13 protein-coding genes are annotated in these 16,138 nt (G+C 71.4%); 10 read left to right on the top strand and 3 right to left on the bottom strand.

Annotated features, from left to right (window positions below):
- The first annotated feature begins 16 nt into the window (after positions 1–16).
- A complete protein-coding gene (locus tag BU197_RS27370) occupies positions 17–1,651 on the top strand; it encodes an alpha/beta hydrolase (RefSeq protein ID WP_188270982.1) in 1,635 nt (544 codons plus the stop codon).
- Here the strand turns inward: BU197_RS27370 and BU197_RS27365 are convergent.
- Positions 1,639–2,250 (bottom strand): HEAT repeat domain-containing protein, encoded by a 612-nt coding sequence (locus BU197_RS27365; protein WP_188270981.1) that lies wholly within the window; start codon positions 2,248–2,250, stop codon positions 1,639–1,641. The two genes, BU197_RS27370 and BU197_RS27365, sit on opposite strands and share 13 nt — an antisense overlap.
- 486 nt (positions 2,251–2,736) lie before the next feature.
- Here BU197_RS27365 and BU197_RS27360 point away from each other — a divergent pair, with 486 nt between their 5' ends.
- From BU197_RS27360 to pssA, 9 genes are all read left to right on the top strand, one after another.
- Entirely contained in the window at positions 2,737–4,518 is a 1,782-nt protein-coding gene (locus BU197_RS27360; protein WP_188270980.1) for a 3-hydroxyacyl-CoA dehydrogenase family protein, read from the top strand.
- Between the two features lie 115 nt (positions 4,519–4,633).
- Positions 4,634–5,503, top strand: a complete 870-nt coding sequence (locus BU197_RS27355; protein ID WP_188270979.1) for a TetR family transcriptional regulator — start codon at positions 4,634–4,636, stop codon at positions 5,501–5,503.
- 409 nt (positions 5,504–5,912) lie between these two features.
- Positions 5,913–7,250 carry a crotonyl-CoA carboxylase/reductase gene (ccrA, locus tag BU197_RS27350; RefSeq protein ID WP_188270978.1) on the top strand — a complete coding sequence of 446 codons (1,338 nt, stop codon included), beginning with the start codon at positions 5,913–5,915 and terminating at the stop codon, positions 7,248–7,250.
- A gap of 14 nt (positions 7,251–7,264) precedes the next feature.
- The gene (locus tag BU197_RS27345; RefSeq protein ID WP_188270977.1) at positions 7,265–9,325 is read left to right on the top strand and encodes a protein meaA; all 2,061 of its coding nucleotides are present in this window, start codon (positions 7,265–7,267) and stop codon (positions 9,323–9,325) included.
- Positions 9,322–10,296, top strand: a complete 975-nt coding sequence (locus tag BU197_RS27340; protein WP_188270976.1) for an HpcH/HpaI aldolase/citrate lyase family protein — start codon at positions 9,322–9,324, stop codon at positions 10,294–10,296. Before BU197_RS27345 ends, BU197_RS27340 begins: the two co-directional genes overlap by 4 nt.
- A 5-nt stretch (positions 10,297–10,301) precedes the next feature.
- Positions 10,302–10,826 (top strand): MaoC family dehydratase, encoded by a 525-nt coding sequence (locus BU197_RS27335; protein ID WP_188270975.1) that lies wholly within the window; start codon positions 10,302–10,304, stop codon positions 10,824–10,826.
- Positions 10,827–10,829: 3 nt separating this feature from the next.
- On the top strand, positions 10,830–12,035 hold the full coding sequence (locus BU197_RS27330) for an acyl-CoA dehydrogenase family protein (RefSeq protein WP_188270974.1): 1,206 nt from the start codon (positions 10,830–10,832) through the stop codon (positions 12,033–12,035).
- 169 nt (positions 12,036–12,204) lie between these two features.
- Positions 12,205–12,861 (top strand): phosphatidylserine decarboxylase, encoded by a 657-nt coding sequence (locus tag BU197_RS27325; RefSeq protein ID WP_188270973.1) that lies wholly within the window; start codon positions 12,205–12,207, stop codon positions 12,859–12,861.
- Positions 12,854–13,720, top strand: coding sequence for a CDP-diacylglycerol--serine O-phosphatidyltransferase (gene pssA / locus BU197_RS27320; RefSeq protein WP_188271017.1), 867 nt, complete (start codon positions 12,854–12,856; stop codon positions 13,718–13,720). Before BU197_RS27325 ends, pssA begins: the two co-directional genes overlap by 8 nt.
- Positions 13,721–13,856: 136 nt before the next feature.
- Here pssA and BU197_RS27315 read toward each other — a convergent pair whose 3' ends face one another.
- Positions 13,857–14,519 carry a GNAT family N-acetyltransferase gene (locus BU197_RS27315; RefSeq protein ID WP_317452060.1) on the bottom strand — a complete coding sequence of 221 codons (663 nt, stop codon included), beginning with the start codon at positions 14,517–14,519 and terminating at the stop codon, positions 13,857–13,859.
- Positions 14,520–14,886: 367 nt separating this feature from the next.
- Positions 14,887–16,044: a glycerate kinase gene (locus BU197_RS27310; RefSeq protein WP_188270972.1), complete on the bottom strand. Its 1,158-nt coding sequence runs from the start codon at positions 16,042–16,044 to the stop codon at positions 14,887–14,889.
- Positions 16,045–16,138 lie beyond the last annotated feature (94 nt).

Raw genomic sequence — 16,138 nt, 5'->3', positions numbered from 1 at the left:
GGGGCACGGACGCCCTATGACCCCACGCGCAGGAATGCTGATCGCCGCCGGAGCGCTGGTCGCCGGGACGGTCACGGTGCTGCCCGCCGCCCCCGTGGGCGCCGCCGGGCCGGCCCCCCGCCCGCCCTCCTCCCTCGTCTCCCTCTCCTGGACCGCCTGCGGCACCACGGCGTACCCGAGACTCCAGTGCGGCTCCCTGAAGGTGCCGCTCGACCACGCCGCACCGGCCGGGCGGACCGTCACGCTCGCCCTCACCCGGGTCCCGCACACGGCGACGGCCTTCCAGGGCCCGCTGCTGGTGAACCCCGGCGGGCCCGGCGGCAGCGGGCGCGGTCTCGCGGGGCACGTGGCGTCCGCGCTGCCGCCGGAGGTGGCCGCCCAGTACGACGTGATCGGTTTCGACCCACGCGGGGTGGGCAGGAGCGAGCCCGCGCTCGACTGCGAGCCCGGCCACTTCGCACCGGTCCGCCCGGACTCGGTGCCGCGCGGGGCCGAGGCGGAGCGGGTCCAGATCGAACGGGCCCGGTCCTTCGCGCGCGCCTGCGGCGAGAAGTACCGGGATGTGCTGCCGTACATCGACACCGTGAGCGCCGCTCGGGACATGGACGTCATCCGGCGGGCGGTCGGCGCGCCGAAGCTCACCTATCTGGGCTACTCGTACGGCACCTATCTGGGCGCCGTCTACGCCCGGCTCTTCCCCGAGCGGGTGCGGCGGATGGTCCTGGACTCCGTGGTGAACCCGCACGGGGTCTGGTACGACGACAACCTCGCGCAGGACTACGCCTTCGACGCCCACCACAAGGCCTTCATGGCCTGGATCGCCCGGCACGACTCCGTGTACCGGCTCGGCACGGACCCGGCGGCGGTGGAGGCGGCCTGGTACCGGATGCGCGACGCCCTGCGCGAGAACCCGGCGGGCGGCAAGGTCGGCCCGGCGGAACTGGAGGACACCTTCCTGCCCGGCGGGTACTACAACGGCTACTGGCCCCGCCTCGCGCGGGCGTTCGCCGCGTACGTCCGCGAGGAGGACACGGCCGCGCTGACGGAGGCGTACGAGCGGTACGGGGCGTCCGGACCTGCCGCCGACAACGGCTACTCGGTCTACACGGCGGTGCAGTGCCGGGACGCGCCCTGGCCCCGGGACTGGAACGTCTGGCGCAGGGACAACTGGGAGGCGTACGCCAAGGCCCCCTTCTCCACCTGGAACAACGCCTGGTACAACGCTCCGTGCGCGTTCTGGCCGGTGGAGTCGCTGACCCCGCGCGACGTCGCCAACGACCGGGTGCCGCCGGTCCTCGTCTTCCAGGCCACGGAGGACGCGGCGACGCCCTACGAGGGCGGGGCCCTGATGCACCGGCTGCTGCGCGACTCCGCCCTGGTCGTCGAGGAGGGCGGCGAGAACCACGGGGTGACCCTCGGCGGGAACGACTGCCTCGACGCGTATCTGGCCGCCTACCTCGCCACCGGGGAGGTCCCGCGCGCGGGGGACGGCGGCGAGGCCGACGCGGTCTGTCCGGCCCTGCCGGAGCCGGAGCCGCTGCCGGCGTCGGGCGCGGCGAAGGAGCCGGGGAAGGCGGCGGGGCGGCCCGGCACCCGGGAGCCCGGTGCCGTCGGGGCCGCCTTGCACGGTTTCCTCGGTCAGCCGCGCTGAGCCGTGGCGTCGAGCAGGGCGAGGGAGCGCGCGGCGGCGGCGCCGAGCCCCGGGTGCGGGAGGGCCGCTTCGAGGGCGGTCCTGGCCCGGGGGTCGCCGAGCGTGCCGAGGCCCTCGACGCAGGCCAGGGCCACCCGCCCGTGCGGGTCCCCGGGGGCCAGCCGCCGTTCCAGGACGGCGAGGAGGGCCGGTACGGCTTCGGGGGCGCGGAGTTCCGCGAGGAGCCGGACCGGCAGCAGGGCGTAGGCGGCGCGGAGTTCGTTGGTGGCGAGGGCGGCCGCGGCGCGTGCGGTGCGCGGGTCGCCGAGCCGGGTCAGGGCGTGGGCGGCGGAGACACAGCGCTCGGGGTCGCGGTGGTTGAGGAGGAGGACGAGCGCCTCGAAGGCGCGGGCGTCGCCGAGGAGTCCGAGCCGGAAGGCGGCGATCTCGCGGGCCCAGAGCGGCTGTCCGGGGGCGGTGAGCACCCGGTGGAGTTCCTCGGGATCGGCGGTCGCGGCGAGTTCCGTGAACGTCTCGGGAACCGCGCCTTCGGCATTCTCGATCTCGTCCCGCAATCGATCGATCATCGAGCGGAATTCGGGATCCTCGGCGTTCTCCATGCGCGGGAGCCTATCCGCGATCCAGATCACATTTTCCCCGACTTCCGGGACTGGCGCGCTCGTTACCCGCCGGTTAATCTCAGGTGAGCGGGGCACCCCCGCGCTTCTCACAACGGCCTGGTGACGCAGCCGTCGTGGGCGTTCGTCGGTTCGGCAGTTCTCGACGCGGCTCCGGGACAGAGTCCGTCGCTCCTTTTCCCCGGCCCTCTCCCCCGCTCTCCGTGATCGCCTTCGTTTTCGAAGGGCGACCTCGTATGCGGAACGGAGTGACCTCGCATTCCGAGGCGGGCCCGCTCTTTCCCTCTCCCGCGCGTTCCCTGCTTCGCGCGTTCCCTACTTCACGCGCACGGCCGTTCAGCGCACCGACGTCGACGCACCGACGTCGGCGCACCGATCCCGGCGCACCGCCCTCGGCGCACCGGCTCTTCGAGCGCCGCCCTCAGCGCACTGCCCTCAGTCGTCACTCTTCCTCCCAGGAGTCCCCTGATGGACACCCCTCTCTCCACCATCGCCGTCGTCGGCCTCGGCACCATGGGCACCGGTATCGCCGACGTCCTCGTCCGGTCCGGTCGCGAGGTCGTCGGCATCGACATCAGCGAGACCGCCGCCGCCCGTGCCACCGCCGCCCTGGAGACCTCCACCGCCCGTTCCGTGGCGCGCGGGCGGATCACCGAGGAGGAGCGGCGGGACGCCCTCGCCCGGTTCCGTACCTTCTCCGACCTCCAGGCGGCGGCCGGGGCCGATCTCGTGATCGAGGTCGTCCCCGAGTCGTACGAGGCGAAGCAGCAGGTCCTGCGGGCGCTCGACGGCATCGTGCGGCCCGACACCGTCCTGGCCACCGGCACCAACGCGCTCTCCGTCACCCGGCTGGCCGCCGACTCGGCGCACCCCGAGCGCGTCCTCGGTCTGCACTTCTTCACCCCGGTCCAGGCGATGAGGCTGGTCGAGGTGGTGTCCTCGGTGCTGACCGACCCGAAGGCGGTGGACTCCGTCACCCGGCTCGCCCTCGACCTCGGCAAGGAGCCGGTGGCGGTGGGCGACCGGGCCGGTTTCATCGCGGACGGGCTGCTCTTCGGCTATCTGAACCAGGCCGCCGCCATGTACGAGGCGAAGTACGCCTCACGCGAGGACATCGACGCGGCGATGCGGCTGGGCTGCGGGCTTCCGATGGGCCCGCTCGCGCTGCTCGACCTGATCGGCGTCGACACCGCCCGTACCGTCCTCGAAGCCATGTACGCCGACTCGCGCGACCGGCTGCACGCCCCCGCCCCGATCCTCCGCCAGCTCAGCGAGGCGGGGCTGACCGGCCGCAAGTCCGGTCGCGGCTTCTACACGTACGCGGCGCCCGGCTCCGGCGAGGTCGTGCGGGACGCGCTGACCCCGCTCGGCGCGACGGAGGCCGTCACGGGCCGCGAGGTCCGCTCGGTGGGCGTGGCCGGTTCCGGCACCATGGCCTCCGGGATCGCGGAGGTCTTCGCCAAGGCGGGATACGCGGTGGTCCTCGCCGCCCGCTCGCGGGAGAAGGCGGACACGGCCAAGGCGCGGATCGCGAAGTCGCTGGCCCGCTCGGTCGACAAGGGCAGGATGACGGGCGAGGCGCGGGACGCGGCGCTGGCCCTGATCACCCCGGCGGACACCCTGGACGCCTTCGCGGAGGTCGACCTCGCGGTCGAGGCGGTCGCCGAGGACCTGGCGGTGAAGCAGGAGCTGTTCTCGCGGCTCGACCGGGTCTGCAAGCCGGGCGCGGTGCTCGCCACCACCACCTCCTCGCTTCCGGTCGTGGCCTGCGCCCGCGCCACCACGCGCCCGCAGGACGTCGTCGGCATGCACTTCTTCAACCCGGCGCCGGCGATGAAGCTGGTCGAGATCGTCCGTACGGTGCTGACCTGCGACGAGGCGCACGCCACGGTCCGCGAGGTGACGGCGGCCGTCCGCAAGCACCCGGTGGACTGCGGCGACCGGGCCGGTTTCATCGTGAACGCGCTGCTGTTCCCGTATCTGAACAACGCGGTCAAGATGGTCCAGGACCACTACGCGACCCTGGACGACATCGACGCGGCGATGAAGCTGGGCGGCGGCTACCCGATGGGGCCGTTCGAACTGCTCGACGTGGTGGGTCTGGACGTGTCGCTCGCGATCGAGCAGGTGCTGCACCGCGAGTTCCGCGATCCGGGTCTCGCGCCCGCCCCGCTGCTCGAACATCTGGTGGCGGCGGGCTGCCTGGGCCGCAAGACGGGGCGCGGCTTCCGCGAGTATGCCCGGCGCTGAGCCGGGAGCGGTCGGCTGGGGCGCTCTGCCGGGCCTCCGGGGGCCCCTTGGCGCCCCAGGGGTCCGGCCGCCCCCACCTGGGCACACTCCCCCTGTGATGCAGTACGTTCGGACCATGCCCAAGGCCGTGAAGACACCCCGTGCCACCTCTTCGTCCGACGCTCCGGAGAGCGCCGCGGGGACCCGTGCCGCCGCGCAGCGGCTCAAGATGCGCCGGGAGCTGGCCGCCGCCGCGATGGAGCTGTTCGCCACCAAGGGGTACGAGGCCACGACGGTCGACGAGATCGCGGCCACGGCCGGGGTCGCCCGGCGGACCTTCTTCCGCCACTTCCGCTCCAAGGAAGAGGCGATCTTCCCCGATCACGACGACACGCTGGTGCGGGCGGAGGCGGTGCTGAACGCGGCGCCGCCGCACGAGCACCCGCTCGACACGGTGTGCCGGGGCATCAAGGAAGTCATGAAGATGTACGCGGGTTCGCCCTCGGTCTCGGTGGCGCGCTACCGGCTCACCCGCGAGGTGCCGACGCTGCGGGAGCGGGAGATCGCCTCGGTGGCCCGCTACGAGCGGCTGTTCACCCGCTATCTCCTCGGGCATTTCGACGAGCGGGACCACCACGACGGCAATGACGATCCGCTGCTCGCGGAGGTGGCCGCGTCGGCGGTGGTCACGGCCCACAACCATGTGCTGCGGCGGTGGCTGCGGGCGGGCGGCGAAGGCGACGTGGAGGCCCAGCTCGACCATGCCTTCGCGATCGTCCGGGTCGCCTTCGGCACGGGCATAGGCGCGGGGCGTACGGCCCCTGCCACACCCTCGGCCGGCGGGTCCGCCGTCCCGGCCCCGTTCCTCTCCCCGGCCTCCCCGGGCGAGGCCCCGCCTTCGGTCCGGGCCTCCGCGAGCGGTGACGTGGTGGTCGCCGTGGCGCGTACGGACGCGCCGCTCGACGAGGTCATGCGCACCATTCAGCAGGCGCTCGGCACCGCCTGACCCCTCTCCACACTGTGGGCCGCACCCGGATCCGGGTGCGGCCCTTTTTACATTTGTGCAGGTCGGAGGGGGTTCGGGGAGCCATTCGATCGATCATCGCTCATCTGTCGGCACTATTTTTCATCTGAGAGGAATTCTTGGCACGCAGTGCCTTGTCAGGTGACACGGCGTGCCATACGTTGAAGTCGTCCGGGCGGCCGGAGCACAGAGACCACCTCGTGCGACGGCTGTCCCCGCGAGCGAGAACGCCCGCGCGCCCGGACGCCTGCGTCACAGGCACCCCGCGCCCACCAGGCGCCGCGCCATCCGCACCGCCGAGCCGAACCGACGGCACACCTCCACAGCAGCAGACTCCCCCGCCGTACCCCTCAGGCGTCCTCCCCCGGACGCTCACCGCCGGAGGCAACCCGTGAAGGAAATCCTGGCCGCGATCCAGTCGCCGGACTCGACGTCCGCCGACTTCGCGAACATCCCGCTCCCCGACTCGTACCGCGCCGTCACGGTCCACAAGGACGAGACGGAGATGTTCGACGGGCTCGCCACCCGCGACAAGGACCCGCGCGACTCCCTCCACCTGGACCAGGTCCCGCTGCCGGAACTCGGTCCCGGCGAGGCGCTCGTCGCCGTCATGGCCAGCTCGGTCAACTACAACTCGGTGTGGACCTCGATCTTCGAGCCGATGTCCACCTTCGGCTTCCTTGAGCGGTACGGCAGGCTCTCCGACCTCGCCAAGCGCCACGACCTGCCCTACCACGTCATCGGCTCCGACCTCGCGGGCGTCGTCCTGCGTACCGGTCCCGGCGTCAACGCCTGGCAGCCCGGCGACGAGGTCGTCGCGCACTGCCTCTCCGTCGAGCTGGAGTCCTCCGACGGGCACAACGACACGATGCTCGACCCCGAGCAGCGCATCTGGGGCTTCGAGACCAACTTCGGCGGGCTCGCCGAGATCGCGCTGGTCAAGTCGAACCAGCTGATGCCCAAGCCGGACCATCTGAGCTGGGAGGAGGCGGCCGCCCCCGGCCTCGTCAACTCCACCGCCTACCGTCAGCTGGTCTCCCGCAACGGCGCCGGGATGAAGCAGGGCGACAACGTCCTCATCTGGGGCGCGAGCGGCGGACTCGGCTCGTACGCCACCCAGTTCGCCCTCGCCGGCGGGGCCAACCCGATCTGCGTCGTCTCCTCCCCCGAGAAGGCCGACCTCTGCCGCGCGATGGGCGCCGAGGCGGTCATCGACCGCAACGCCGAGGGCTACGCCTTCTGGAAGAACGAGCACGAGCAGGACCCGCGCGAGTGGAAGCGCTTCGGCAAGGACATCCGCGAACTGACCGGCGGCGAGGACGTCGACATCGTCTTCGAGCACCCGGGCAGGGAGACCTTCGGCGCCTCCGTGTACGTCACCCGCAAGGGCGGCACCATCGTCACCTGCGCCTCCACCTCCGGCTACCACCACGAGTACGACAACCGGTACCTGTGGATGTCGCTCAAGAAGATCGTCGGCTCGCACTTCGCCAACTACCGCGAGGCGTGGGAGGCCAACCGCCTGGTCGCCAAGGGCAGGATCCACCCCACCCTGTCGAAGGTCTACCCCCTCGCGGAGACCGGCCAGGCCGCCTACGACGTGCACCGCAACCTGCACCAGGGCAAGGTCGGCGTCCTCGCGCTCGCCCCCGAGGAGGGCCTCGGCGTCCGCGACCCCGAGACGCGCGCCCGGCACCTCGACGCCATCAACCGTTTCCGCACCATCTGAGCCCGGGAGCACAGATGACTGAGCGCCAGAAGGACCGGCCGTGGCTCATGCGGACCTACGCCGGCCACTCGACCGCCGAGGCGTCCAACGAGCTGTACCGGCGCAATCTCGCCAAGGGCCAGACCGGACTCTCGGTCGCCTTCGACCTGCCGACCCAGACCGGCTACGACCCCGACCACGTCCTCGCCCGCGGCGAGGTCGGCCGGGTCGGCGTCCCCGTCTCGCACCTCGGCGACATGCGACGCCTGTTCCAGGACATCCCCCTGGAGCGGATGAACACCTCGATGACCATCAACGCCACGGCGATGTGGCTCCTGGCGCTCTACCAGGTGGTCGCCGAGGAGCAGGGCGCGGACACCACCCTGCTCCAGGGCACCACCCAGAACGACATCGTGAAGGAGTACCTGTCGCGCGGGACGCACGTCTTCCCGCCCGGCCCCTCGCTCCGCCTCACCACCGACATGATCGCCTACACGGTGAACCACATGCCGAAGTGGAACCCGATCAACATCTGTAGCTACCACCTCCAGGAGGCCGGGGCCACCCCCGTCCAGGAGATCTCGTACGCGATGTCCACCGCGATCGCCGTGCTCGACGCGGTCCGCGACTCCGGCCAGGTCCCCGAGGAACGCTTCGGCGAGGTCGTCGCCCGTATCTCCTTCTTCGTGAACGCGGGCGTCCGCTTCATCGAGGAGATGTGCAAGATGCGCGCCTTCGGCCGCATCTGGGACGAGATCACCCGGGAGCGGTACGGCATCGAGGACGCCCGGCAGCGCCGCTTCCGCTACGGCGTCCAGGTCAACTCGCTCGGCCTGACCGAGGCGCAGCCGGAGAACAACGTCCAGCGGATCGTCCTGGAGATGCTGGCCGTCACCCTCTCCAAGGACGCCCGCGCGCGGGCCGTGCAGCTGCCCGCCTGGAACGAGGCGCTGGGCCTGCCCCGGCCCTGGGACCAGCAGTGGTCGCTGCGCATCCAGCAGGTCCTGGCCCACGAGTCCGACCTGCTCGAATACGAGGACATCTTCGCCGGTTCGCACGTCGTCGAGGCCAAGGTCGACGCCCTCGTCGAGGAGTGCCTGGCCGAGATCGACCGCATCCAGGAGATGGGCGGCGCGATGGCCGCCGTCGAGTCCGGCTACCTCAAGTCCCGGCTCGTCTCCTCGCACGCCGAGCGGCGCGCCCGGATCGAGACGGGCGAAGAGAAGATCATCGGCGTCAACATCTTCGAGTCGACGGAGGAGAACCCCCTCACCGCCGACCTGGACACCGCCATCATGACCGTCGACCCGGCGGTCGAGGCCCAGGTCGTCGCCGCCGTCGGCCGCTGGCGCGCCGAACGGCAGGAGTCCACCGACCGGCAGGGCAACGGCGACCCGTTCGTCTACCCCACCACCCAGCAGGCCCTGGACATGCTCAAGGAGGCCGCCCGGGGCACGGACAACCTCATGGAGGCCACCCTGGAGTGCGCCCGCGCCGGTGTCACGACCGGCGAGTGGGCCGGGGCCCTGCGCGAGGTGTTCGGCGAGTACCGGGCGCCCACCGGCGTCTCCTCCGCCCCGGTCGCGGTGACCGCGGAGCCGGGCACCCCGCTGGCCGAGGTCCGCCGGAAGGTGGCCGGGACCGCAGAGGAGCTGGGCTGCGGACGGCTGCGGCTGCTCGTGGGCAAGCCGGGTCTCGACGGGCACTCCAACGGCGCCGAACAGATCGCGGTCCGCGCCCGGGACGCCGGTTTCGAGGTGGTCTACCAGGGCATCCGGCTGACCCCCGAGGAGATCGTGGCCGCCGCCCTCGCCGAGGACGTGCACTGCGTGGGCCTGTCGATCCTCTCCGGCTCGCACACCGCGCTGGTCCCCGACGTCCTCGGCCGCCTCCGCGCGGCGGGCGCGGCGGACGTGCCGGTCATCGTCGGCGGGATCATCCCCGGCGCCGACGCCGCGGAGCTGCGGCGGGCGGGTGTGGCCGCCGTCTTCACCCCGAAGGACTTCGGCATCACGGAGATCATCGGTCGTATCGTCGACGAGATCCGGAAAGCGAACAAGCTCAGCCCCCTTGAAAGTACGGAGGTCCTCGTATGACCAGCGCCGCTTCCCCCGTGAACCGGCTTCGCCCCCGCCGGTCCTGCCTGGCGGTCCCCGGCTCCAACCCCCGGTTCCTGGAGAAGGCCCAGGGCCTCGCGGCCGACCAGGTCTTCCTCGACCTGGAGGACGCCTGCGCCCCGCTGGCCAAGCCGGAGGCCCGGCACACCATCGTGAAGTTCCTCAACGAGGGCGACTGGACCGGCAAGACCCGGGTGGTCCGGGTGAACGACTGGACGACCCACTGGACGTACCGGGACGTCGTCACGGTCGTCGAGGGCGCCGGCCAGAACCTCGACTGCATCATGCTGCCGAAGGTGCAGGACGCCCAGCAGATCGTGGCGCTCGACCTCCTGCTGACCCAGATCGAGAAGACGATGGGCTTCGAGGTCGGCCGGATCGGCATCGAGGCGCAGATCGAGAACGCGCAGGGCCTCACCCACGTCAACGCGATCGCGCAGGCCTCCCCGCGCGTCGAGACCATCATCTTCGGCCCGGCCGACTTCATGGCCTCCATCAACATGAAGTCGCTGGTCGTGGGCGAGCAGCCGCCCGGCTACCCGGCGGACGCGTACCACCACATCCTGATGAGCATCCTGATGGCCGCCCGCGCCAACAACCTCCAGGCGATCGACGGCCCCTACCTCCAGATCCGCAACCAGGAGGGATACCGGGCGGTCGCGGGGCGCGCCGCGGCCCTGGGCTTCGACGGCAAGTGGGTGCTCCACCCGGACCAGGTCGCCGCCGCGAACGAGATCTTCTCGCCCTCACAGGAGGACTACGACCGCGCCGAGCTGATCCTGGACGCGTACGACTACCACACCTCCGAGGCCGGCGGGAAGAAGGGCTCCGCGATGCTCGGAGACGAGATGATCGACGAGGCCTCCCGCAAGATGGCCCTGGTCGTCTCCGGCAAGGGTCGCGCCGCCGGTCTGCGGCGCACCGGCACCTTCCAGATCCCGGAGGCCTGATCCCGATGCAGTTCGGCCGTACCTATGAGGAGTTCGAAGTCGGTGCCGTCTACAAGCACTGGCCGGGAAAGACGGTCACGGAGTACGACGACCACCTTTTCTGCCTGCTGACGATGAACCACCACCCGCTGCACCTGGACGCGAACTACGCCGAGAACACGACGGACTTCGGCAGGAACGTCGTCGTCGGCAACTACGTCTACTCGCTGCTGCTCGGCATGTCCGTGCCGGACGTCTCCGGCAAGGCCATCGCCAACCTGGAGATCGAGTCGCTGCGGCACGTGGCGCCGACCTTCCACGGCGACACCGTCTACGGCGAGACCACGGTCCTCGGCAAGACCCCGTCGAAGTCGAGGAACGACCGCGGCATCGTCCACGTCGAGACCAAGGGCTACAAGCAGGACGGCACCCTGGTGTGCGTCTTCCGCCGCAAGGTGATGGTCCCCACCGAGACGTACATCAAGGAACGCGGCGGGGAGCAGCCCGGCCGTCCCGAACTCGTCGAGCCCTCCAAGAAGCCGGAGAAGTAAGCCATGGCGCGTCTCGCCCAGACCCACGGTCTGACCGATGTCCAGCAGGAGATCCTCGCCACCGTCCGGGACTTCGTCGACAAGGAGATCCTGCCGGTCGCGACGGACCTCGAACACCGTGACGAGTACCCGCAGCAGATCGTCGACGGGCTCAAGGAGCTGGGCGTCTTCGGTCTGATGATTCCCGAGGAGTACGGGGGTCTGGGCGAGTCGCTGCTCACCTACGCGCTCTGCGTGGAGGAGATCGCGCGGGGGTGGATGTCGGTCTCCGGCATCATCAACACGCACTTCATCGTGGCGTACATGCTGAAGCAGCACGGCACGCCGGAGCAGAAGGAGTACTTCCTGCCCCGGATGGCGGCGGGCGAGACGCGTGGCGCGTTCTCGATGTCGGAGCCGGGGCTCGGCTCGGACGTGTCGGCCATCACCTCGAAGGCGGTGCGGGACGGCGAGGAGTACGTCCTCGACGGCCAGAAGATGTGGCTGACCAACGGCGGCACCTCCTCGCTCGTGGCCGTGCTCGTACGAAGTGACGAAGGCCACCCGGAGGGCACCGCCCCGCACAAGTCGATGACGACCTTCCTCGTCGAGAAGGAACCCGGCTTCGGGGAGGTCCGCCCCGGTCTCACCATCCCGGGAAAGATCGACAAGATGGGTTACAAGGGCGTCGACACGACCGAGCTGGTCATGGACGGACTTCGCATTCCGGCCAATCGGGTCCTCGGCGGGGTCACCGGCCGAGGGTTTTACCAAATGATGGACGGCGTGGAGGTGGGCCGCGTGAATGTGGCGGCCCGTGGCTGCGGGGTCGCACAACGTGCTTTCGAACTCGGTGTCTCCTATGCCCAGCAACGTCACACTTTCGGCAAGGCGATCGCCCAGCACCAGGCCATTCAGTTCAAGCTCGCCGAGATGGCTACCAAGGTCGAGGCGGCGCATGCCATGATGGTGAATGCAGCACGCAAAAAGGACTCCGGGGAACGAAACGACCTCGAAGCGGGCATGGCGAAGTACCTCGCCGCCGAGTACTGCAAGGAGGTCGTCGAGGATGCCTTCCGTATCCATGGGGGCTACGGGTTCTCGAAGGAGTACGAGATCGAGCGCCTCTACCGCGAGGCACCGATGCTGCTCATCGGTGAAGGTACCGCCGAGATCCAGAAAATGATCATTGGCCGCCGACTCCTTGAGGAGTACCGAATCCAGGGCTGAATGTCGGTTTTAGGTCGTTACGGCCGCGAAGAAGATCACACCCTGTGTTCGTCTTCCGGCCGTCGACTCGGTTCCTGCCTTACCCAGTTGCGCCCCGCAACCGATAGCATCGCGGGAAAGCCGCCGTCCCCCGTTGCCAGCGCGGCATCATCCGCTACGAAGGTCATCCATGCCCCACAGCCAAACCTCTGCACACCGCGACAGCCTCAACGGCGTACGCCTCGCGCGCGGAGCATCGCCGTGGCTTCTGCCGACCGTCGCCACCGCGGCGCTCAGCCTCGTGCGCGCCCGCAAGTCGAAGCGCGCCGCGGCCATCGCCGTGCCGGCCACCGCGCTCGCGGCCGGCATGCTGTGGTTCTTCCGCGACCCCGAGCGCGAGATCGCTCAGGGCCGGGTCATCTCCCCCGCCGACGGCGTGGTGCAGAGCATCATGCCGTGGAAGGACGGGCGCACCCGGGTCGCCATCTTCATGAGCCCGCTGAACGTCCACGTCAACCGCGCGCCGCTGGCCGGCACGGTGACGTCCGTGGAACACGTTCCCGGCGGGTTCGTGCCGGCGTTCAACAAGGAGAGCGAGAACAACGAGCGCGTTGTCTGGCACTTCGACACCGAACTCGGCGACATCGAGATGGTGCAGATCGCGGGCGCCGTCGCCCGCCGCATCGTGCCGTACATCCCGCAGGGGACGAAGGTCGAACAGGGTGATCGCATCGGTCTGATCCGCTTCGGCTCGCGCGTCGACATCTACCTCCCGGAGGGTGTCGAGGTCGCCGTCGAGGTCGGCCAGGCCACCACAGCGGGGGTGACTCGCATTGACCGTGATTGATCCCGACACACGGGCCGCCGACTGGGTCGCCGGCACCGATGAGGAAGCGGCCGACGAGGCCGAGGAGATGCCGTTGTCGCTGAGGTTGTCCATAGCGGACGCCCTCACGCTCGGTAACGCCACGTGTGGATTCATGGCGGTGTACTTCACCACCACCGGAATCCTCATCCCGCATCTGACGGGCAGCGCCGAGACCGGCATGGCGCGCAACAGCGCCGCCACCGCCGTCATCCTGATGCTGTGCGCGGCGATCTTCGACCTCTTCGACGGCATCGTGGCCCGTAAGCTGCGTTCGTCGCCGATGGGCGCCGAGCTGGACAACCTGTCGGACCTGATCAGCTTCGGACTGGCCCCGGCCTATTTCGTCCTCGTGTACGGAATGGTCGCGGACGACGCGCAGCAGAAGGTCTCGGCCCTCGCCGCGATCGTGGTGCTCCTCGCGGTGGTGCTGCGGCTCGCGAGGTTCTCCTGCGTGACGATGAAGGACGGCATGTTCCAGGGCATGCCGAGCCCCTTCGGCGCGCTGACCGTGGTGTCGATCGTCCTCCTGGAGCTGCCGTTCATCCCGACGCTCCTCGCGATCATCGGTGTGGCGTGGCTGATGGTGAGCCGGGTCGAGTACCCCAAGCCGCGGGGAATCCTCGCGGTGGCGATGCTCAGCTGGATCGTCGGCGCGATGGGCATGCTGGCCGCCTGGGCGTTCGACGCTCCGGCGGGCGCGTTCCTGCTCCAGACCGGCTGTGCGCTCCAGGTCGTGATGGGCGCGGTGATCCCGCTCTTCGCGACCGCCCGGCGGGTGAACACCTTCCGCGGCAACCGGCGCGAGAGCCGGGAGGCGCGGGCGGCACAGCTCCCGTAGCGGACGTACGGATGTAGGGACATACGAGAAGGCCCCGGAGGCGGACATCGCCTCCGGGGCCTTTTCGTATGCCTGGTTCCCGCTGCCCGGTTTCCCGCTCCCGGTTTCCCGCTGCCCGCTTGCCCGGTGCCCGAGGTCAGCCGAGGCGCTTGTAGTACAGCGTGGTGGCGCGCAGGACGCCCGTCGGGTCGGCGGCGAAGTCCGGGATCGTCCCTGCGGCGGTCCAGCCCGTGCCCTGGTAGAGGCGCTCGGCCGGGCTGTCCGTCCGCGTGTCCAGGACCAGGAGGGTGAGCCCGGTGGCGGTGGCGTGCGCCTCGGCGGCGGCGAGCAGGGTCCTGGCCAGGCCACGGCCGCGCGCGGACCGGTGGACGAGCAGCCGGGAGACCTCGCCCCGGTGCCGCCCGTTGGCCGTCCCGCCGCGCACCAGGGTGACGACACCGGCGAGGCTCCCGTCCGGGCCCGGCGCCACCCAGACCTCCCTGCTCCCCTCCGCGGCCTCGTCGGCGGCCCCGCGCCACCAGGACGCGGCCGTGGCGGTGTCCAGGGGCGCGAGGAAGCCCACGGAGGCCCCGTCGTCCACCGCGTCGACGAGGAGAGCGGCGAGCCCGCCACCGGAGTGCCGACGGATCTCGTCGGGGGTGAGACGCAGGACGGGGGTGGGGCCGGTGGCGGTGGTGATGGCGATACCGGTGCCGGTGCCGGGGTCTGTGGCCGCGTCCGTGCCGGTGACCGGGGCCGGGGCCGGGGCGATGGCCGGGCCGGTGGCCGGGGCGGAGGGAGAGTCGGTCGGTACGTTCATCCGACGAGCTTGGCACCGGGATGTTTCGCGGGTGTGACGACCGTGACGCGTGTGCGGCCGGTGGCGGACGTACGGGGGGGGAGCGCCCGGGAGGCGTGTGCGCGGGCGGCGGGCGCCCGGGGCGCCCGCAAAGGCGCGTGGCGTGTGACGGGTGGGGCAGGTGTACGCGTACGGGAGCGGTGGGCGTACGGAAAGGGCAGGGCCCCACCCAGGGGCGAGGTGCCCCCACCCGGGCGGCCGGGCCGGGCGGGTGGGCCGGGCAGCCGGGCCAGGCGGGTGGGCCGGGCAGCCGGGCCGGGCGAGGTGCCTGCCCTCTGGGGAGCCTCCCTCTGAGGGCCCGCCCGCCCCCGGTGTCCCGCCCGCGCCCCTACCCCGCCACCAGGAAGTCGCGTGCGATGGCCGCCGCCGTCTCCTCCAGGAGCGGGCCCGCGTTCGCCATGGAGGCGGCCGGGTCCGGTTCCAGGGCCGCGAGGGGGTAGGCCCGGCGGATGCCCGCCGCGCCCAGGGCCTCCGGCGGGAGGGCCAGACGGCCGCAGACCGCGACGACCTCCTTGCCCGCCGCGCGCGCCGCCGCCGCGACGCCCGCCGGGGCCTTGCCGTGCAGGGTCTGCTCGTCGAGGGAGCCCTCCCCGGTGACGACCAGGGTCGCGCGCTCCAGGGCGGGGGCGAAGCCGAGGACGTCCAGCATCAGCTCGATGCCGGGGCGGAAGCTCGCGCCGAGGATGAGGGCGCCGTAGCCGATGCCGCCCGCGCCGCCCGCGCCGGGGGCCAGGGCCGCCTCGGCGGCCCGGGGGCCGATGGCCGTCTCCAGGACGGTGGCGTAGTGGGCGAGGGCCGCGTCCAGGGTGCGGACGTCGTCCGGGGTGGCGCCCTTCTGCGGCCCGTAGACGGCGGCGGCGCCCTTGGGCCCGGTCAGCGGGTTGTCGACGTCGCCGGCGAGGATCAGATCGACCGTCGTGAGCCGGGGGTCGAGTCCGGAGAGGTCGGCGGAGGCCAGCCGGGCGAGGGCCGCGCCGCCGGGGCCGACGGGCGCGCCGTCCGCGTCGAGGAGGCGGGCGCCGAGGGCGGTGAGCATGCCCGCGCCGCCGTCGGTGGTGGCGCTGCCGCCGACGCCGAAGACGAGGGTGGTGGCGCCCGCGTCGAGCGCCGCCGCGAGCAGTTCACCGGAGCCGTGGGTGGTGGCGGTGAGCGGGGCGAGGACGCCGTCCGGGAGGCGCTGGAGGCCCGAGGCCTCCGCCATCTCGACGACGGCGGTGGTGCCGCGCAGCGCGAAGGCCGCGGTGACCGGCTCTCCGACGGGTCCCGTCACCTGGAGTTCCCGGCGCTCGAACCCGGCCGCCACGGCCGCCGCGACGGTGCCGTCGCCGCCGTCGGCGACGGGCAGGGCTTCCACGGAGAGCCCGGGGACGACCCGTCGGAGTCCCGCCGTGACCCGCTCCGCGACCTGCACGGCCGTGAGCGAACCCTTGAACTTGTCGGCCGCCACGAGCACGTGGGCATCCCGAGATACTGCTCCGTCCGTCACCTTGAATCCCTTGCTTTCGAACGTGCAGTCGCGCCGTGGCCGACCCTATCCGCAGCGTCGGACGGCGTGCCACCCCCAGATGTAACGATATTTC

The sequence above is a fragment of the Streptomyces sp. CBMA291 genome (assembly GCF_014596525.1).
Lineage (GTDB): Bacteria > Actinomycetota > Actinomycetes > Streptomycetales > Streptomycetaceae > Streptomyces.
Note: the sequence above shows the minus strand (reverse complement) of the source record. Positions and strands in the feature narration are given on the sequence as shown.